Annotated in this window: 20 protein-coding genes; 14 read left to right on the forward strand and 6 right to left on the reverse strand. The window is 47.1% G+C overall.

The window, feature by feature from the left end:
- The first annotated feature begins 148 nt into the window (after positions 1-148).
- Positions 149-700, forward strand: coding sequence for a hypothetical protein (locus tag HQRW_RS00600; protein ID WP_014555034.1), 552 nt, complete (start codon positions 149-151; stop codon positions 698-700).
- 246 nt (positions 701-946) lie between these two features.
- On the opposite strand, the gene lysS is transcribed toward HQRW_RS00600, so the two are convergent.
- Complete coding sequence (gene lysS, locus HQRW_RS00605) at positions 947-2,614, reverse strand: lysine--tRNA ligase (RefSeq protein ID WP_014555035.1); 1,668 nt, start codon at positions 2,612-2,614, stop codon at positions 947-949.
- A 6-nt stretch (positions 2,615-2,620) separates the two neighbouring features.
- Positions 2,621-3,346 carry a UMP kinase gene (gene pyrH / locus HQRW_RS00610; protein ID WP_011570394.1) on the reverse strand — a complete coding sequence of 242 codons (726 nt, stop codon included), beginning with the start codon at positions 3,344-3,346 and terminating at the stop codon, positions 2,621-2,623.
- A gap of 181 nt (positions 3,347-3,527) precedes the next feature.
- On the opposite strand from pyrH, the gene HQRW_RS00615 reads away from it, so the two are divergent.
- The 3 genes from HQRW_RS00615 to HQRW_RS00625 all read left to right on the forward strand — a co-directional run bounded on the left by HQRW_RS00615 (position 3,528) and on the right by HQRW_RS00625 (position 6,434).
- Complete coding sequence (locus HQRW_RS00615) at positions 3,528-4,346, forward strand: molybdopterin synthase (protein ID WP_014555036.1); 819 nt, start codon at positions 3,528-3,530, stop codon at positions 4,344-4,346.
- 357 nt (positions 4,347-4,703) lie between these two features.
- On the forward strand, positions 4,704-4,970 hold the full coding sequence (locus tag HQRW_RS00620) for a DUF7123 family protein (RefSeq protein WP_011570396.1): 267 nt from the start codon (positions 4,704-4,706) through the stop codon (positions 4,968-4,970).
- Between the two features lie 324 nt (positions 4,971-5,294).
- The gene (locus HQRW_RS00625; protein WP_014555037.1) at positions 5,295-6,434 is read left to right on the forward strand and encodes a site-2 protease family protein; all 1,140 of its coding nucleotides are present in this window, start codon (positions 5,295-5,297) and stop codon (positions 6,432-6,434) included.
- Between the two features lie 375 nt (positions 6,435-6,809).
- Here the strand turns inward: HQRW_RS00625 and thiL are convergent, their stop codons facing one another.
- Positions 6,810-7,706 (reverse strand): thiamine-phosphate kinase, encoded by an 897-nt coding sequence (gene thiL, locus HQRW_RS00630; protein WP_014555038.1) that lies wholly within the window; start codon positions 7,704-7,706, stop codon positions 6,810-6,812.
- Between the two features lie 399 nt (positions 7,707-8,105).
- On the opposite strand from thiL, the gene HQRW_RS00635 reads away from it, so the two are divergent.
- The 8 genes from HQRW_RS00635 (at position 8,106) to pepF (ending at position 15,859) form a co-directional block, all read left to right on the forward strand.
- Complete coding sequence (locus HQRW_RS00635) at positions 8,106-9,152, forward strand: lysylphosphatidylglycerol synthase transmembrane domain-containing protein (protein ID WP_014555039.1); 1,047 nt, start codon at positions 8,106-8,108, stop codon at positions 9,150-9,152.
- Between the two features lie 197 nt (positions 9,153-9,349).
- Entirely contained in the window at positions 9,350-9,805 is a 456-nt protein-coding gene (locus HQRW_RS00640) for a 30S ribosomal protein S19e (protein ID WP_014555040.1), read from the forward strand.
- An 88-nt stretch (positions 9,806-9,893) separates the two neighbouring features.
- Positions 9,894-10,256 carry a DNA-binding protein gene (locus tag HQRW_RS00645; RefSeq protein ID WP_011570401.1) on the forward strand — a complete coding sequence of 121 codons (363 nt, stop codon included), beginning with the start codon at positions 9,894-9,896 and terminating at the stop codon, positions 10,254-10,256.
- A gap of 7 nt (positions 10,257-10,263) precedes the next feature.
- The gene (locus HQRW_RS00650) at positions 10,264-10,869 is read left to right on the forward strand and encodes an alpha hydrolase (protein ID WP_011570402.1); all 606 of its coding nucleotides are present in this window, start codon (positions 10,264-10,266) and stop codon (positions 10,867-10,869) included.
- Between the two features lie 141 nt (positions 10,870-11,010).
- The gene (hisS, locus tag HQRW_RS00655) at positions 11,011-12,315 is read left to right on the forward strand and encodes a histidine--tRNA ligase (RefSeq protein WP_014555041.1); all 1,305 of its coding nucleotides are present in this window, start codon (positions 11,011-11,013) and stop codon (positions 12,313-12,315) included.
- An 82-nt stretch (positions 12,316-12,397) separates the two neighbouring features.
- A complete protein-coding gene (gene truA / locus HQRW_RS00660; RefSeq protein ID WP_014555042.1) occupies positions 12,398-13,216 on the forward strand; it encodes a tRNA pseudouridine(38-40) synthase TruA in 819 nt (272 codons plus the stop codon).
- Positions 13,217-13,453: 237 nt separating this feature from the next.
- Positions 13,454-13,612: a DUF7563 family protein gene (locus HQRW_RS17130; protein ID WP_011570405.1), complete on the forward strand. Its 159-nt coding sequence runs from the start codon at positions 13,454-13,456 to the stop codon at positions 13,610-13,612.
- 447 nt (positions 13,613-14,059) lie between these two features.
- A complete protein-coding gene (gene pepF, locus HQRW_RS00665) occupies positions 14,060-15,859 on the forward strand; it encodes an oligoendopeptidase F (protein WP_014555043.1) in 1,800 nt (599 codons plus the stop codon).
- Positions 15,860-16,719: 860 nt separating this feature from the next.
- On the opposite strand, the gene HQRW_RS00670 is transcribed toward pepF, so the two are convergent.
- The 3 genes from HQRW_RS00670 to HQRW_RS00680 form a co-directional block, all read right to left on the reverse strand.
- A complete protein-coding gene (locus HQRW_RS00670) occupies positions 16,720-17,457 on the reverse strand; it encodes a DUF7119 family protein (protein ID WP_394324574.1) in 738 nt (245 codons plus the stop codon).
- A 260-nt stretch (positions 17,458-17,717) separates the two neighbouring features.
- The gene (locus tag HQRW_RS00675) at positions 17,718-17,942 is read right to left on the reverse strand and encodes a hypothetical protein (RefSeq protein ID WP_014555046.1); all 225 of its coding nucleotides are present in this window, start codon (positions 17,940-17,942) and stop codon (positions 17,718-17,720) included.
- On the reverse strand, positions 17,939-18,166 hold the full coding sequence (locus HQRW_RS00680) for a hypothetical protein (protein ID WP_014555047.1): 228 nt from the start codon (positions 18,164-18,166) through the stop codon (positions 17,939-17,941). Before HQRW_RS00680 ends, HQRW_RS00675 begins: the two co-directional genes overlap by 4 nt.
- Before the next feature lie 218 nt (positions 18,167-18,384).
- Between HQRW_RS00680 and HQRW_RS00685 the strand changes: the two genes are divergently transcribed.
- Both HQRW_RS00685 and HQRW_RS00690 read left to right on the forward strand, forming a co-directional pair.
- The gene (locus tag HQRW_RS00685) at positions 18,385-18,717 is read left to right on the forward strand and encodes a hypothetical protein (protein ID WP_014555048.1); all 333 of its coding nucleotides are present in this window, start codon (positions 18,385-18,387) and stop codon (positions 18,715-18,717) included.
- A 68-nt stretch (positions 18,718-18,785) separates the two neighbouring features.
- Entirely contained in the window at positions 18,786-20,534 is a 1,749-nt protein-coding gene (locus HQRW_RS00690) for a nitrite/sulfite reductase (RefSeq protein ID WP_011570411.1), read from the forward strand.
- Positions 20,535-20,539 lie beyond the last annotated feature (5 nt).

The raw sequence follows: 20,539 nt of genomic DNA on the forward strand, positions 1-20,539 counted from the left end.
ACAGGGAGATGCTGAATCCATGGCAGGGGAAAATATCAGCACTCAATACTGATCGTCATTATATTGATGATCTCGCTCATATACTCACCAAATTGTCAATAAGGTGAATGCACGAGAATGTTTATATTAATGAGAACCACCCACGGTCATGTTCGAGAGTCGGTATTATGAGGTACGTCGAGGGTTCGGCTTCGGGACAGCATATCACATATATGAAAATGAAACCCCGATTCTCAAGACCGCGTATAGCACACTCCAACGAAGCGAAAGCTTTCGATTTAGTGATCCACAAACGGGAACCGACCAATTCGGTATCCGAGAAACCCCGACAGCGACCGTTGATGAAGCAAATACATACGATATTATTGATGCCCAGACCGGCGAACGAGTCGGGACTGTTCGACGTAATGTAATCTCCCATCTCCAACATGAATACACACTCTCCAATGATGATGGTCATATCGTTGCCACGTTACGAGAAGATAGACCCCCAGTGGCGGTCGCACGCCGTCTTCTCAGTAGCATTCTACCCTTCTCGTGTGAGATTATTGCATCAGGTGGCACCCAGGCAGGAATAGTCACAGGCGCGCTTTCACTTCGCGATCAATTCAGTATTGAGTTGTTTACCACTCAAATTGACCCACAACTTGCTGTTGTTGGCACGATCGTTGCCGATGCTATCGAAGATATTGAACTCTGACTATCCAAACCGTCAGTCTGAATAACATCTCAGCCGTGCATCCATTCAGCATAACTGACCGGGATAATACCAAGATCGACTCAAAATCGACTATAGTATAATCCATTCAATATGTGATACTGTATTTTCGAATGAACCCTACAAATCTATAACTCAATCATCACAGGGTTGACCCTGAAATAATTCAATGTGATTCAGTGTAATTGATATTGATTGTATACGATGATTTCAGCTTTCATTGATGCGTCACCCCTCTCGGCGGAGGCGCTGCACAACAAACTCAGCATCAAGTTCGCCAAGAAACTTGCCAAGACGGGGACCCGCTGACTGATCGAAAAATAGCTGATATCCGACTTCGAAGAACTCACCAACGGGAATGTCATAATCTCTTGCAATGTCAAAAATTGCCTCTTGAATCTCCTCACCATCACTTCCCTCTGCAACAACCTCAGCGAGTGTATCGAGGGCTTTTGCTGTATCTGATGTTGGATCAATATCAATAGCCGGTTGGGTTTCCTGTAATTGATAATTGTATGTATTATCCATTCGCTCTGCCCATATACGGGCTTTCTCGATACGATTGAGCGCATCAGTAACTGCCCATTCAGGCGTTTCTGCATCAATATGACCTTCATTACGTGCCATCTCAATCTGGAGTGATCGGTCGTCCGTCATCCCCAGTACTGCCGCAAAAGTATATGGAAGCCGAACACGTTCTGAGTCAATATTCTCAACGACATATGGATATGCCTGTTCAGCAAATTCATTTATTGACTCATCATTCACCCCATCGAAGTATGCACGCTCAAATCGGTCAAAATCATCAACAAGTTGGTCAAGATTCTCAAGATCGAGATCACGCGCCCGCCGCGGGTCAAGTGCAAAGAAATACCGAATAACGGCTGGTTCAAGCAGCGTGAGGAGCTCAGTAACTGTTACTATATTTCCTGTCGATGAAGACAATGACTCATCATTGACTGTGAACCACTCATACACCATCGGGATAGGAGGAACAGTATCAAGAACGTTTTCGGCGATATCCGTTCCGGACGGCCATGATCCCTCAGCATGGTCCTTACCAAACGGCTCAAAATCGACATCAAGAATTTGCCACTGTGCAGGCCATTCGAACCGCCACGGAAGTTTCCCCTCTCGGAATGTCGCTACACCTTCATGTCCACACCCGTCAATTGTCTTTTCACCGGCAGTCATATCGGTACACTGATATGTGACTGTCTGCGCGTCAAGATCAATATCGGTGACAGTTTCTGTTATTTTTCCACAGTTTTGACAGAGCGGATTGAATGGAACGTAGTCCTCATCTACCTTTGATTGATACTCGCTGAGTACTTCACGTGCGGTATCAATATCTTCGAGTATACATTTGATACTCTCCTCAAATTTCCCTTCTTGATAATATTCAGTATTCGAGATTATCTCAACCGGAATATCGAGACGGTCAGCATCGGCTGCTAACAATTTTGTGAAATGAGCGGCGTATGACTTCGATTCGCCAAATGGGTCGGGGATATCAGTGTATGGTCGCCCTAAATTCCGACCAAGAGCACCGGCGTCGACATCGCCTAAACCAACAATCTCACCAGTATCATCAGCAAGTCTTTGTGGGAGACTCCGCAATGGGTCGCGGTCGTCACTCGTGAACACCTGTCTTACCTCATGACCACGCTCTCGAAGCACCTCAGCAATATAGTACCCCCGCATTACTTCATTGAAATTCCCAAGATGTGCAACTCCAGATGGTGACACCCCACCTTTGATTACAATCGGATCAGTTGGGTCAGTCTCTTCAATCTCATCCGCAGCGGTTGCAGCCCAAAATGCGTGTGTCTGTGGTTCATCTTCATCTGTTGATTCAGCATTCTCTGTCTCGGCAGTCTGTGTGTCATTATTCATCGGTAGTTATTGCTCAGCGTGAACCCATGTTGCTAAATCATCTTTCCCGTCGGGAGGGATAATATCTGTTCCGTTATGTTCACCATCGAGAACGGCTGATTCGATGTGTTGTGGGTCAGCTCCATCAAGAACAATTGTTCGCATCCCTGCTCGCTGAATGAGCTTTGCTGCAAGAAGGTCAACGGGTGCAGACGCACCAGCATCACGACTCATTGGTGCAACAACATCGACTAATTCGGTTGGCAGCAACTGCGTATACTTTTGAGCTTCATCCTGTGAACTTGGGTCAGCATCGTACACGCCATCAACACTTGTTGCATACACGAGTAAGTCTGCATCGACGTACTCAGCAAGCGCAGCAGCGACCGCATCAGTCGTCTGTCCTGGCATAATTCCACCCATTATGGATATATCACCGCGTCGCACAGCATCACCCGCGTCCTCATAATCCCGTGCAACTTTAGGGTCAACACGCGACCCAAGCGCAGCAATAAGCAACCGTGCGTTAATTCGCGTCACATCGATGCCAATTTGGTCCAGTTGGACTTCATTTGCGCCTAAATCTCGAGCAGTCCCGATGTAGTCGCGAGCCACGCCACCACCACCGACGACCGCTGCAATATCATATCCCGCCTCGGCAAGCGTCTCGACAACCGCCGCGTGGTCTTCAACGCGTCGTGCATCGAGATTAGGAGCAAGGACACTCCCGCCGATGGAGACGACAACTCTCATTGAACGTGATTGCCTCGAATCGGGCTTAAGAGTTATCAACCAATATTGATGCTAGTTGAATCACACATCCAAACCTTTGATATCCTTCTCACCATGAGGAAAGAGAGTTTTAGCCTGTGGTTTCAATAATCTGAATCCACGCGCCGACAATATGAAACCGATTGGTCACTCGAAGGAAATTATGCAAGTGCTCGGGATCCTTGGGCAAGATGCAGGAGCGCTCTGTAGTGATGTCATTGCTCAACTTGATGGCGCGGTTGCAGTTATCGAGACACAGGAGACGATAGATCAGACATTCAACGATCCACACGACACATCATATGATGTGACAACACGATATGACCTTGCGGATACTGGTCACTGGCGTGCGAGCGGGGAAAATCACAGCGTGGTCGACATTCTTGATGAACTCTCAACGACGGTCGATTATACACTTGTTATCGGCGCATCAAATGCACGCATTCCAACAGTATTACTTGAGACTGCAGTGACAGATATTGATCCTGACTCCACTCATGTTGTCCTCACTGCTGAGACAGCAACAGCAATCGATACTGAAGATGTTGTTACTGCAATTGAATCTGTTGAACCCCATATCACTCTTTCAACACTCATTGATCGAGTGAAGTCATCTTCAGATGCAGATCATGCCGGTGCGATTGCAACCTTCACAGGGCGAGTGCGAGCACGTGACAGTGATGATGACCCGGAAACTGTTCGCCTCCGATTTGAAACATATGATTCAGTCGCTGATAACCGGATGCGTGAAATTGAGTCTGAATTAAGCGAACGTGATGGTGTATTTGCGGTCGAATTATTCCATCGAACAGGTATTATCAACAACGGAGAAGACATCGTCTTCGTCGTTGTCTTAGCCGGGCATCGAGCGGAAGCATTCGAAACAGTTTCGGATGGAATTAATCGACTGAAAGCTGAGGTTCCAATCTTCAAACATGAGACGACCATTGAGGAGGACTTCTGGGTTCACGAACGCAACTGATATAATTTCTAATTAAAGTAGGCGAATACGAAAAGTCAAAAATCATCGACCTATGGCTGGTCAATAGATACTATATAAATTGTTGCTCCGCCAGATATCCAAAAATCTCTGTATATAGACCGTTCATTGCTTTGACTGTCTGACGACTGTCGAACATATTGTTATCTGTGCCCCAATTTAATTTTGCTGTTGAGACGCAGAAATAAACAATCAAAAACAATTATAAAAAGTAAGCAACTCACAGAGTCAATAATAAACAATTTGAAAATACTATCTATATCGTGAATAAAACCGAATTTTACCGAACAGTCTCGCCCATATATACTCCCGGGGGATATATGTAGACATGTACTACCGATGAGCACAACTGCAACACCCTCCACAAACGCGGACGAGGATCGATCAAAAGAAGAGCGTCTGAAGAACTATCTTGTTTCGAAGGCACAAGATGGTGAGATGTACTTTAAATCGAAGTTCATCGCTGATGAGGTTGGACTTTCAGCGAAAGAAATTGGTGCACTCATGGTCAAACTTCGTGACTCCGCAACTGAATTGAGTGTTGAGAAGTGGTCATACACCAGTGCAACTACCTGGCGCGTTGAAACCACCACTGAAGTCGCGTAAACTACCTCGGGGTCATAGCATCCAGCTTATAATTCTGCAAATCTCTCTGATATATCATACATAACATACTGATCACACTCAATGATGTTTGCCAATAAAAACTATCCTCGGTTGAGTATCTCGAGTGTTTTCGTTAATCGAGTATACTAGTTTGATATACTCAAATCATCAGAAATATTACCAGTCAGATAATATAATACTAGATTCATGAATGGCTTGATTCTATGCTGTATCATCAGCACAAAGTAGTCTTCCTGCCGCCAATTGTTTTAACGATAACATTAGTCAAGAGGTTTATTGGTCCCTATATCATATTTATCTTCAATGGAATCACTCGACCCGGCAGTGGACCCGCCGGTCGATGCCCTCCAATCGGTTTTTCATCTTTATGAAACACAGCGGGACGGCGACCGCATCCTCTATTATGGTGAGTCGCTCGTGCCCGAACAGATGTTAATCCGTGAGGCATGGCCAGCGTTCCGAGAGGCGGGCTATGAAATTGAAGTGGCATCCACAGAAACACGTGAAGATGTTGTCGTTGCGCGCCCAATTGATACCAGTATTGATGGGATTCCGTGGAAGAATATGCTTCTATTTCTTGCAACGATTGTTTCGACGCTTCTTGTCGGTGCAATCACATGGTACTATATCCCACCATCAGATCTCCTTGCAAACCCATTAAGTATACTCCAAGCGTTACCGTTTACAGCAGCTATTCTTGGGGTTCTTGCGACACACGAACTTGGCCATTACGTGATGGGACGATATCATGGAGTTAATGTTTCGCTTCCATACGTTATCCCATTTATATTTCCTTTTGGTACACTCGGGGCGATTATTCGGATGCGTGGACAGATGCCTGACCGAAGAGCCTTATTTGATATTGGTGTTGCGGGTCCGCTCGCTGGACTGACGGCAACAGTGATTGTGACTGTCATTGGTCTTACTCAGTCACCCATTCAGATTCCAGCGCGGGCTATGGAGCAAAGCGGTCAAATGATTATATTCAATAATCCACCACTCCTTGATATAATTGCGACTGTCATTGGAGAGCCAACAGCGTACAACGATCCCCGTATGTCTGTATCTCCCATCATTATCGGTGGGTGGGTTGGCATGTTTTTTACTGTACTTAATCTGCTTCCTGTTGGACAACTTGATGGTGGACACATTCTTCGAGCGATGCTTGGGACTACTCAAGAGCGTGTTGCCGCTCTTGTTCCAGTCAGTCTTATTGCACTTTCAGCATATCTGCACTACGGTCTTGGTTATGCATTTAATGAGTCGGTTGGACTGTGGGCATTCTGGGGAGTCCTTTCGGCGTTTGTTGCGTTCAAAGGTCCTGCAAACCCCATTGATGATGCACCACTTGGCATTCCTCGGGTCCTCCTTGGAGTGCTTACTTTCGCTCTTGGAGCACTGTGTTTCTTGCTTGTCCCGATTGAAGTCGCAACAGTCAGTTAGGTACACGACAAAACGAAGTGCGAAGTGCGAAGTGCAGAGTGCGGTTATCGAATCGGACAAGCCATTATTGGTTCAACTACACTCCTATCCGTCGTGTGGTTACAGAACAGACAGAGATCAAACTACTTCAATAGAAGTTCAGCGTCTTGGATCGGAAGAATTGTGAGTGGATTTTGAGCGAGAAGAACTGTTTTCTGCGGGCTCAAATCTAGGACTTAGACAGTTCGAATCAGAACGTCTGTCGGAGACCGGAATCTTTGATGGGACTCGTTATCGAGACGAGTTGTTTTCAAATTCCGTCGTTGAAACAAAATATCCGATACGAGAGCACGGAAGCCCCGTCCTCACCGGAGCGACAGCGGAGTACGGTGTAGTTCACTTCGTGGCGTGCGTATATCCCTCATCTGGAAGTGATTCATCGTCTACTATAATTCCATTATCGGATTCCGTGACTTCGCCAATGACATGTAACGGAACTGATGTTGTCTCACGAGCATTTGCGAGTTCCGATGATGGAAGTGTCAATACGAGCTCAAAATCTTCACCGACTGTTGTCGTGAGTTCCCGCCGTGTCGACACGTCATCAACATATTCTTTCACATCTGGATGTGTCGGGATGGCGTCCCAGTGTAGTGACATTCCAACCTCAGAAGCAGACGCAAGTTGATGAACCGACCGTGCAAGTCCATCAGACGAATCCATCATCGCTGTTGTATGTTTTGCGAGCGCTGCTCCAGTGTTCACGCGGGGGGTAAACCGAAACAGTTCGTTTGCATGTGCAATATCACCGGTCTCAAATGCTTTCAGGCCTGCTGCTGTCCGTCCAAGGTTGCCAGTCACACATATACAATCACCAATCCGTGCACCGTGGCGATACGATGGATGAGTAACAGTACCGAGTGCTGTTGTTGCGATAGTTAGTTCCGATGTTGTGTCGAGATCGCCACCAACATACTGAGCATTAGCAGCATCACACACATCAATTGCACCGGCAATAAATGAGTCTATTTCATCTGGATCAAATGCTGGCGCACCATATACAGCGACGGCAGCGGTAGCCTGTCCACCCATTGCAGCGATATCTGAAAGTGAGGCACCAACGGCACGCCATCCTGCGGTGTATCTGGTGGTCCCATCTGGGAAATCTGTCGTCTCATGGAGCATATCGGTCGTGATAACGAGTGATACTGAGTCTAGTGAGATCACTGCTGCATCGTCGCCTGCCTGTGGCAGGGTCTTTGCTATTTGCCCAAGCGCGTTACGTTCGTCCATATACAGTATCATCACATCTGTAGTAATACGCGTTTGTCATCTCGTGATATCATCTCAATCTGTGTGGATAATAAATCATCATAAGGGTAATAAAAAGCAATCTTGTGTCGAATGTTCTACTCAGACATCATGATCGAATCGGGTCGATGGCATAGCCCGTGAGATGCAAACGGATACTCAATCTCAGACATACCACACCACCTCTGGTGGTCTGACGCAGTACTCACAAACCACAACCGAGCCTCCGATAGTCTCAGCCAGGGTTCCGTTGGAGACGCACGGTTGGCGTGTTGTCCCGCGGAGAATCCTCGCTATTCAGAACGAGGAGGATATCAATCAGTATAACCTGTTGTTGAGGGTTTCGATGGGTTGATAATCAAGACAGCAAAGTACAAATATATGAATATTGATGACATCCGAACTACCATCATCGGGTTCGGTAGCGTCATCATCATCTTCGCTGCGCTATTCGCTTTTGCCGGCGTTGAAGAGCTCATCGCAACAGTGCGCACGGCTAACCCACAATATGTTGCACTAGTCATTGGGGCGACGCTTACCTGGCTCTTTGCATGGAGTGTGTCACTCCATACAGTACTTCAAACGCTTGACGTGCATCTCTCGTATGCTGCGTCGTTTTTAGTATTTGCTGGTGCGATGTTCTCCAATAATGTCACCCCATTCGGACAAGCCGGCGGTGAGCCCATCACCGCATATCTAATTTCACGGACTGCCGATGCCGAGTACGAGACGAGTCTTGCAGCAATCGCAAGCGTCGATACATTGAATCTAATTCCCTCAATCACAATTGCATTAATTGGTGTGGGATACTTTACAACAGAAGTTGCACTTGGCTCACGCTCAAACATACTTCTTGGGAGTATTGTGGTCATTACTCTTGCCACCACCATTTTGATATTTGCATACGCTGCGTGGCGATATCGATATGAAATTGAACATCGTGTTGTGCATGCACTTGCACCAATGATTCATTGGGTTGCGGATATTGTTCCTCGCCTGCCGGATATTGCTGAAGCAGAGATTGAAACTCGTATTGAGGGATTCTTTCGAGCAATCGAACGTGTTGCTGCAAACCCCCGACAACTCGCTGTTGCTCTAGGTGCATCAACGATTGGATGGATCTGTCAGATGACTGCACTATGGCTTGCATTCCGTGCTATTGGAATCGAACTTCGAACGACATTTATTTTGATTATCGTCCCAATTGCTACTATTGCTGGGGTGACGCCATTACCCGGCGGTGCCGGTGGGATTGAGACAGTGCTTGTCTTTTTGCTATTAGCTGCTCCACTTCCACACGTAACTGAGGCGATTGCAGTCACAGCGGTAGTCATTTTCCGCGGTGCCATCTATTGGGTTCCCGTTATCCTTGGTGGTGGTGTAGTCGCTTGGATTAGCAGTGGTGCTAATATCGGCAGCCCTAATTGAAACTCACTAATAACATAGGTTAATCTATCTCAACTTGAGGTCCTGATTGATCGAGAGGCGATTCACTCTGCGCTCACAGGGTTCTGTCATCGTGCGCATCGTAATCTCACCGGATTACTTTACTGATTAACCGCCGGTCTTGAGCCATGAAGCGGTGATACGATGGCTTTAAACGATATCGGCAGGTATCGATGCATATGGTTAGTGTATATGATGTGCCGGCGGATGCCCTTATCGAGGATGTCGCCGACCGACTTGCCGATCGGATTGAAGAGCCCGAGTGGATGGCGTATGCAAAGTCTGGACAGAGCCGTGAACTCCCACCTCAACAGGATGACTTCTGGTATGTCCGTGCTGCTTCATTATTGCGCAAAGTCGCAAAGAATGGTCCGATTGGTATTGATCATCTTGCAGCTGAATACGGTGGTCGTAAGCGTGGGTCAAATCGATATCGAGTTGCCAGTGATCACTCGACAACAGGCAGTAAAAACATCATTCGGACTGCGCTTCAACAACTTGAGGACGAAGGACTCGTTTCAACCGCAAAAGGGCAAGGTCGGCGTATCTCACCAGAGGGTCAGCAATTTCTTGATAACGCTGCTTCTGATGTACTTGAAGAGTTGGACCGTCCCGAGCTTGAGCGCTACGCATAGACAGTTTTATGAAAACCATAATTTCGACCGATCGCGCATCACTCAGACCCCGTAATCGTTTTTAACAATCAGAGGGAATTATATATCGATGAGTGAAACTCCTGATGATTTAGATGAGCTTCGACAGCAGCGGATGGAGGAACTCCGCGATCAAGCAGACGGTCAACAGAGCCAGACATCTGATAATACTGCTGCCGCGCAGGAGGCCGCTCGTGAGAAGGCTGAAGCGCAGCAGGAGGCTCTGTTGAAACAGCACTTGACTGATGGCGCTCGACAGCGATTGAATGCAATCGAAATGTCGAAGCCCGATTTTGCAGAGAAGGTAAAAAAGCAACTTGTCACTCTTGCACAGAGCGGTCGGATTCAGGACCGTATCGACGAGGATCAAATGCGTGAGTTGCTTCAAGAGTTGAAACCTGACTCAAAGAGCTATAACATTCGTCGTCGATAATGTAGTTGTGGATCTTGCAGTTCTTTACAGCGGTGGCAAAGACTCCTCACTTGCAGCATTACTTCTTGAGAAATTCTACGATATCCATCTTATCACTGGTTCCTTTGGAATAACAGACGACTGGCAACATGCTGCTGTAGCGGCTGACCAACTTGGATACTCATTTGAAACAATTGAGCTTGACCAAGATGTCGCTGAAGCAGCCGTAACGACGATGATCGAAGATGGATATCCGCGAAATGGGATTCAACGTGTCCATGAACATGCACTTGAGATGGCTGCACAGTTGGATGTCACCGCCATTGCGGATGGGACACGTCGCGATGACCGCGTCCCAACTATCTCACGGGCGCAAGCACAGAGTCTTGAGGATCGCCATGACATCGATTATCTTTCACCACTCAGTGGGTTTGGTCACCATGCGATTGATGAACTAGTCACAGAACGCCTGAGTATAGACACGGGACCCTCAGTTGAAATTCCGAAAAGTGATTATGAAACAGAACTCCGCACACTGATTGCTGACCGTGTCGGACCTGAGGCTGTCACATCTATCTTCCCAGCGCATACACAATCATATGTCAATCATCTCCGCTCCAATGATGACACATAACATAGATGAATAACGATGATCGTAATCTGAGCTATCTTCTCACCTCCATTTGATTATCGACTCTCGTCATATCGGTGATTGGCAATATGCTGTCTAATGTGGTTCAACAGCTTCAAGCGCAAGACTGCCGAAACGCGGCGTATGTATGACCGATTGAAGGGGTTTCGCGACTTTTACCCCCCCGAGATGACCGCTCGACGGCAAGTTATTGATATACTTGAGACGACCGCAACTCAGTATGGATTCCGTGAAGTGGGGACGCCAACGCTTGAACAGACACAAATGTATGTCGATAAGAGCGGTGAGGGTATTGAAGAAGAGTTGTATGCGTTTAGCGATGATGGCGGACGGGATGTAACATTAATACCCGAACTGACGCCGACGGTCGCACGGATGGTTGTTGACAAACAACAAGCACTTTCAAAGCCAATTAAATGGGTTTCCACGCGACCATTCTGGCGGTATGAGCAGGTCCAGCAAGGACGGTTCCGAGAATTTTACCAGACAAATGTCGATATCTTCGGTACTGCCGATCCAATAGCTGACGCTGAGATTCTTGCGTTTGCTGCTGACGCTTTGAGGAATCTTGGACTGACTGCATCTGACTTTGAGTTCCGAGTCTCACACCGTGATATCCTGAGCGGACTTTTAGCCTCGATTACGAATGATGATGCCGATATTGATATCCGCGCTGCCATCCGTGCAGTCGATAAGCGTGCGAAGATTGAGCAAGCGGAGTATCACGGACTACTCACCGATGCTGGACTTAGTTATGACCAAGCACAGTCATTTGATGATCTTCTAACAACGGCTGATTTAGATGAAATTGCAACTGTTGGCAACGATACAGTCACAACCGCAGTGCAAAATCTGCGCTCGGTCCTCGCTGCCGTTGATGATCTTGGTGTCGGTGAGTTTTGTGATATCTCATTAACAACTGCACGTGGACTCGATTATTACACTGGCGTTGTGTTTGAGTGCTTTGATGCAACCGGCGAGGTATCTCGATCTGTCTTTGGTGGGGGACGATATGATAACTTAATTGAAAGTTTTGGTGGGCAACCAACACCCGCGGTCGGAGTTGCTCCTGGTCTCGCACCATTGTCACTGTTATGCCAGCGTGCTGGTGTCTGGCCGACTGAGGAGTTGACAACAGACTATTACATTCTTACTGTCGGTGATACTCGCTCTGTTGCCACTCGAATTGCTCGTGAATTACGTGTAAGCAAAAACACTGTCGAGATTGATATTGCTGATCGGAGCTTCGGTGCACAGATGGGTTACGCAGACAGTATTAACGCTGAGACAGTCATCATCGTTGGAGAGCGGGATCTTGAGAATGATGAAATCACAATTAAAGATATGAATTCCGGTGATCAAACAACGGTTCCTGTGGAAGCATTCCCTGGCGATCATGATGCACCAACATACGAAGACGTAGTGTAATCAATCATTCACCGATATTACAGTATTATGACTCTCAAATACTACCTGCTCACGCCATTACGCCCCTAAGATGTCGGCTCAGATGCGTGCATTTCGGCTTGCATACGATGGACGTCCATTCTCTGGATTTCAGCGGCAACCGTCGGTGCCAACCGTTGAGGATTCGCTTTTTGATGCACTTGACTCACTTGATGTGTTTAACCGTGATACTGATTCGAAGCCATCAGGATACGCAGCAGCAGGCAGAACGGATGCTGGTGTATCAGCACTCAGACAAACAGTCGGATTTGAGTGCCCCTCATGGTGCACACCTCGAGCATTAAATAGTGAACTTCCTACAAGCGTCCGGGCATGGGCAAGTGCTGATGTTCAATCTGGATTTCATGCCACTCATGATGCTCTCCAACGGACATATACATATTATCTGTATGGACCAGAACTTGATATGAATCGGCTCAACACTGCTGCAGAGATACTTTCTGGTAAGCATGACTTCCACAATTTCACATCCGATGATGATGGCACGACACGCAAGTTATCGATCACACTCGAGTTTGATGATCCCTTCATTACTGCACGAATAACTGCTGATGGATTCCCCCGATCACTCATTCGTCGTCTTATGTCTGCACTTCGCGGCGTTGGCTCAGAGTCGATGACAATTGAAACACTTACAGGACTGTTGAATACAGTGCCACAAACCGGTCCAGATGGTATTCCGACAGCCTCCCCGGAACCACTTATTTTGACAAGGGTTACATATCCAGATGCTACTTTTCGAATAGATAATCGTGCAATTAACTCTCTCAAATCTGTTTTTACACATCGATATCAGCGCTGTCTTACCCAGGCACGTGTTGCTGAGCACATTGTGTCAAAATCAGGATCAGATCAGAACTAGTGACAAACTCAGACACTGACAGTAATGTACACGACGATGCCGACTCATAGACCCAATGAAATCACACTGAGTAGTACTCTTGAGCGGACTGTATCATATTCTAACTCGGACACTCACCGACTGGTAGGATATCATGATACGAACATTCCTCAAACGTATATACAAACATTATAAAATATCCTAAATTCATGTATTTGTCCCTAAATATTATGATAGTTGGGCAAAGATGCGGAATTAATGCCGCACTGTGAGAACTGTGGTTCATTTGTCACCGCGGAGTATGTACGCGTGTTTGCCCCTGAAGAACTGGATCGTCCTCGTGTATGCCCAAATTGCGATGATAAAGTTCGAGACGGTGCTGACGTTCGTGAAGCGCGTGCAACGAGACACTCCTAACAGACATGATAACTGTGGAAAACATAGAAATCCTATCTCGCCTGCATATCATGCTTCACTCTCACGGTTATTGCGCGGTCTGGATAAAATAAAGATACCATTGCCATTGATATCTTTCTCGGCGTGAGCGCGGAGGAATCCTGAACGTGAGTGTGAGTGGTGGGGATTGGAGGGTCGCAGTCCCACCATGCATCCAGACGGTGAAAATCGGGCGGTCATCGACTGCTTCCGATCATTGTTTGATTGCCCGAAGTGGCGAAGCCGCCATCGTCGGACACGGCAGAATCACCCCGTTCTCGCCTGATTCTTATTTTTGAAGAGAGTTGTCTGCGAATTAATATCACGGATTGAAATCTCGGGTGATCAGTCGAACGTGGAATGCTTCCGGATTGTCCAGACAGACTATTGAGTGATAAGCTTCACCTCTGTTGCCGTTTATCTATATATATGAGTTCGATTCCCGAACGAAACGAGATTGAGACCGAATATACCTGGGATCTTTCAGGTATCTATACTGACGCTGCGGAATGGGAATCAGCGTATGAGTCAGTTCAGGATCAACTGACAGATCTCAAAGAATATGAAGGACATGTGACTGAGTCGCCGTCAACACTTCTGGAGTTGCTTGAGCAGCGCGAGGAGATATTCCGAACATTGGCAACGGTAAGCACATATGCGAATCTTCGCAGCGCTGAGGACACGCGTGATCAGGAATCTCAGGCTCGACAGTCGAAAGCTGAGTCGTTATCATCTCGCGCCCGCTCGGCAATTAGTTTCATTGAGCCTGAATTGCAGGAGCTTGACAGCGAAGAAATAAGCTCATTCTGCGAACACGAACCGGCACTCAAGCAATATGAACATTTCTTCGATGATGTCCTTCGGGCAAAGCCACATACGCGATCTTCCGAGGTTGAGTCTGTGCTTGCAGATCTTGGTGAAATCGCGAGTTCACCGTCAGATATCTATGGAATGTTATCAAATGCCGACATGACATTCCCAACCGTTGATCATCCAGACCCTGGTGAGGATACAATTGAAATAACTCTTGGAAACTTCACAAAGCTACAAAAACATCCAGACCGCGCATTTCGACAGACCGTTTACGAGCAGTTCTATGATGAGTGGAAGGATGTTCGGAATACAGTCGGAACCGCATTACAAAACAGCGTAAAGAAAGATGTCAAATACGCCCGTGCCCGACGATATGAATCTGCCCGTGCTGCCTCACTTGATGGTCCAAATGTTCCTGTAACGGTATATGATACTCTGTGCGAGACCGTTCGAGATAATCTTGAGCATCTTCATCGTCATGCCCGACTAAAACAAGCAGCTCTTAATCTTAATGAACTTCGTCCCTGGGATTTTTACATCTCACTCACCGGTGATGAGAGTCCTAAAATTCCATATGACCGTGCAACAACATATATTACTGATGCCGTTGCTCCACTTGGGTCGGAATATCAACAGCGTGTCGCTGATGGGCTTGAATCTCGGTGGGTTGATGTCTATGAGAATCGCGGAAAACGATCTGGTGCGTTTTCCTCTGGAGCATATGATACGCAGCCATTTATTCTGATGAATTATCAAGATGATATTTCATCGATGTTTACTCTTGCACATGAACTCGGTCATTCAATGCACTCCGAGCTCGCGAAGAACGCCCAACCGTGGCAGTATGCTGATTACACAATATTTGTTGCTGAGGTAGCGTCGACAGTCAATGAAACGTTATTAACTAATCATTTGCTTGAAACGCTTGAGGATGACACGCTTCGTTTACACATTCTTGATGAGTATCTTGAGCGTGTTCGCTCGACGCTTTACAGACAAACAATGTTTGCAGAATTTGAATCAACCATTCACGAAATAATCGAGGAGGGTGGCGCACTCACGCCTGATCGCTTTGATGAAATATATCGTGACTTGAAAGAAACATATTATCAACCAGCGGTACTTGATGACCGAATCGCTCGTGAGTGGATGCGTATTCCACATTTCTATTATTCGTTTTATGTCTATCAGTATGCAACCGGCATTTCAGCCGCTATTGCGATTGTTGATCAAATTGATACAGACGGAGAAGATGCGGCTGAAGACTATCGAAGTGCACTCGAACTTGGAGGCTCAGCATATCCAATCGATATTCTCCAAACAGCTGGTGTTGATATGACTGATGCGGCACCAATTGAATCTGCACTCACAGGATATGCCGACTATCTTGATCAGATGGAGGCGCTTATTGAGTAGGCGTTCGTAGCTATACTTGACGGAGAGGCGATGTTGAGCAATTAGCACACTATGCTTGTGTGATATCCTCCTGATGAACGGCGGGGCTTTCCCGCACGGTCGATCCGTGCTAGTTTGGAAACCTCGGGTTTGTCTCCTGTCGTGATACAGGGAGTGCCACACCCCGTTATCTCTATCCACGGTGGATTCGGGAATACTTTGCTTATTTTCTGACGCTTTCCACAGCGATCAACTCGGCGGGAATACCGTCGAACGACCAGATACAACTCCTGATACTGTCCGTTATACCGGGCGGATGAACCGCTTCGATTGGCATTATAGACGGGTTGTACCTCTAAACATACTGGTGACGGCAGGGTTTTAGAGTCTGCATTCAGTATAAGTAGATTCTGCAGACGTTGTGGAACATTGATACAATATCAAGTCGGGTGACACGTGGTCTGTGTGTCTGAACCGGGGGAAGACCCCGGAAGGGTGGGTATGGACCAGTACTTTGTCTAGCCCGATATTGTTCGACGAGGTAGTGTTCGGAATCTCAGTGCAACTCAATGTGAGCAAAAATATAAGATATCGCTCATCTGTAACGATGAGTACTTTTTTAGGACGTAATTTGTAGCTAATCTCAAGATGGTTAGCAGAGAAAGTGTCAACGAAATCTTTCTGCCTGACAAGGAGGATTGTCTGAAATATCTCCGTGAACATCGATGACCAGATGAGGTAACGTGTCCGCACTTCCATAGCACTCCGTGAAACATCTTGAATCATCGTCCTACGCAACAGTATCAACGGCTACTCTATGACAATATTTTGAATTGAACTCCTCAATAAGTTCTCAGGAGCACTACACGCGGAGGAGGATGTCAATCAGTCTCGAAAGTATCTTCGAGTGCATTACTGACTATTTGACCCGGCGGACGATTTTCGACAGACGCTCGTCGTCGCAGTTCGCGATATAGTGGGATTGGCAATGAAAGTTCAATCGATCCAACAGTGATTCCCCGCTCAGCGAGTGCTTCAGCCGCGGTTGTATCATTATCAACCTCACTTGCAATCCGTCGCACTTCACGAACAGTAAGATCAGCATCAATAACAGCCCACGCGAGATCAAGCCGATCAAGCCCTGAGACGCGCGCAATATGTTTTGCGGCTGTTGGCGCGATATCACCGCGAGCAACATGGCGTCTAATCGCCTGTGGAAGGTCATGCACTCGTGCCCACTTTCGCACAAAAGAGATTGAAACATCACCACCTGCACGTTCCACCGCTTGCTTATATGACCCAACGCCTCTTACAAGGGCAGCACACGCAGCGGCTCCGCGAAGAATATACACATTGTCATCAGCACCAACAGTGTTCTCAGAAAATGCCCGTACGGTCTGTGCAGCCGATGTAATACTTGCTGGGTCTGTCGGGTCAAATTCAACTGCCTCGCGTGCCCGCTGTCCTGTGATAGCCGGGTCAGACCGAACAACTGGTTCGCCAACAGGCTCCTCACGATCCGCTGGTGGACGAACTGAGGGGTCTCCGCCGTCGCTGCGAAGTTGAGTAAAACTTGGTGCAGAATCATCATTATCAATATTACTGTTATTATGTGTCATAGTGAGGCTAATATTAGTATCAGTGTCAGTGTCAGTGATAGTGATTAAACAAGTGGCTTGAATTTTCGTCTCATCCGACTCAGGTCCAACGTCGATATTGGTATCAATATCGCTGTTTATGTCGAACTCTCGTTCCGAACGATGTCTCGACACTGAATCCAGCCGGTTGCTAGGTTTCCCACTAGAGTCATAATTATCCTCACTCATCTCGTATATTGATAATCTGGCATCGGGTAAAAGTTCCACCCCGCTTCTGCCTGTCAATCTCGACTCTCTGAGAGGTGTTCCCAGATTTCTGTGCATCCAGCACCATCAGCAAGATCATCGAGGTGACTACTCTCGTCATTTGATGTAGATGCAGCGTCAGATGAAGCAGTGTCAACGTTTGATTCCTCACTCTCTATATCCTGTTCGTCGCTGTCGATGCGTTGCTCCGGGTCAATAGCATCGATCTGGCGATCACTATCACTGCTTACACCCGTCATTGTGACGACTCCTGTGTATCAGCATTATACAGTTCAGGAGCGACATCTGCGGACGCATGCTGACGGGAGGTCACATCAAGATTCTTTTTTGATTCAGATCTGAGCTTATTTTCATTTGTCTGTTCAGTATTAGCTTTTCTCGTCCCAGAGTCGACGATCGCCGCTCGTTTAATTGCTATTGCAGCAACCGAGTTGATTGCCGACTGTGGATTCAAATCAGTCATCACCTCAAATAATCTCTTTACTGCTGTATAAGAGCCGCTGCAAGAGTGAATTCAACCCCTACTCCCGAATACCAGAATTTTATGCTGGTATTGGCGACATAGATTATATGGTACATACGGCTCCCGTCTAGCGATTATGATTGATTGTGCACGTCATCGGCATCGTCGCCGTTTGCATCCTCCGTCACACACTGTGGTGTTCGGTCCAAGTTAATACTATGACTGTCCGACTTCGAGTACTTGATGATGGTGCATGGATATCCGTCAACGATCATAGAGAAGTAAGCGTAAGCGAACTTTGGCGGGTTGAAGCAACTGATTTTTGTTCATGTGATCTTGTTGATTTCGTTGTTGAAAATTTCCAAACAGTCGGTGTTAACGGTCAGACAATTGAAGTTATTGTCTATGGCCAATGTATCGCTTGTGGTGCAACCGGTGAGACCGAGTGGCTTCCAGTTGGTCGGGTCATAGACGGTGAATTCGCCGTATTTGATGAATCAACTGTTCGTCGAACACGGGAATCAAGAAAACCGGAAACAAATTCTGGTTAGCGGGAGCAGCGGGGAATGGTGACGAAACACTATCACCTATGTTCTTGTTCCTCGTTATTAATTCTATCATGCCGACGGACGTCGAACGCTGGAAATCAGAGGTGTATGGGCAGGAAATACGCGAGCATCTCTTTGAGTTCGCTGAGGAGGGATATGATACAATCCCGGAGGATGAACGAGATGCATGGTTTGAGCGGTTCAAATGGTGGGGTCTTTACCATCAGCGAAACGGACAAGAAGGTTACTTTATGATGCGGATCGGGACACCAAACGGTGTCATGAAGCCTGGTCAGCTTCGCGTAGTCGGTGAAATTGCATCCGAATATGCCACTGGTCCTGGTGTGAATCCAATATTCGGTGATGGATACGCTGATTTCACAACGCGACAGTCAATCCAACTTCACTGGATTGAATTATCAGATATCCCGGATATCTTCGAGAAGCTTGAAGAAAACGGGCTTTCGACACAACAGGCATGCGGTGACTCATGGCGAAATATTGTTGGAAATCCTGTTGCCGGTAAGGATGCACGTGAGGTTATCGATGCATGGCCAGTCATTCATGATCTCAATGAGACATTCAAGGGGAATGATGATCATTCCAATCTGCCACGAAAATGGAAGGTTTCTGTTACCGGTACGCCTGATGGTTCCGGTCAAGGCGATATCAACGACCTTGCGTTTGAACCAGCCTACAAAACGATTGATGGTGAGGAGACTGTTGGATTCAACGTTCGTGTTGGAGGCGGTCTTGCTCGTAACGAGCCACGATTTGCTCGTGACATCGATGTTTGGGTCCCTCCAGCGGATGTGTCAACAGTCGCAGGTGGACTTTCAGCGTTATTCCGAGATAACGGCGATCGTGAAGATCGATATAACGCCCGTATCAAGTTCCTTGTCGACGAGTGGGGTGCAGACAAAGTTCGTGAGACACTCCAATCGGAGTATGTTGACTTCGAGTTACACACGGCTGGACGTGACGTTCGAGAGGAATACACATATAATACCGGAGATGGTGACCGCAATGACCTGATTGGGGTACATGAACAGCACGACGGATCATACTTTATTGGATTGAATGTCCTTGTTGGGCGAATGGGAGCATCTGATGTGCTTGAACTCGCTGATCTCGCCTCTGAATACGGGTCTGGTGAAGTTCGACTCTCTCAGCGACAGAATATCATCGTTACGGATATTCCAAAGGATGCTGTTGATGAATTCACGAGTGAGCAACTTCTCGAAAATTACTCACCAGATCCATCTCCATTCATGCGGGGATCTGTTGCCTGCACAGGTACTGAATTCTGTTCGTTATCCATTGTCGAGACAAAGAACCGACAAGTTCGATACGCTCGATGGCTCAAGGACAATGTCACGCTTCCGGGTGACGTTGACGAGTTTCATATCCACCTATCAGGATGCACTGCTTCCTGTGCACAACCACAGATTGCAGATATCAGCCTTCGAGGGATGAAAACGCGCAAGAATGGGGAGCCTGTTGAGGCTCTCGATGTTGGTCTTGGCGGTGGACTTGGTGCAGAGCCACAGTTCGCACGCTGGGTGACCCAACGTGTTCCTGTTGATGAGATTCCCGGTGCAATCTCAAATCTGATTGAAACATTCGCTGCTGAGCGTAACGATGACGAATCATTCCGTGCGTTCATCGATAGACATGATAATGATGAGCTTGATTCATTTGTTGCGCCTGAGGAGACCGATTATGAGGATCCAATGATGCACAATACCAAGCGTACGTGGTATCCATATGCAGAGAATGACGGTCTTGATGCCGGACCATCTGCACCCGCGGACGACTAACACGA

Origin of the sequence: Haloquadratum walsbyi C23, assembly GCF_000237865.1 — an archaeon.
GTDB lineage: Archaea > Halobacteriota > Halobacteria > Halobacteriales > Haloferacaceae > Haloquadratum > Haloquadratum walsbyi.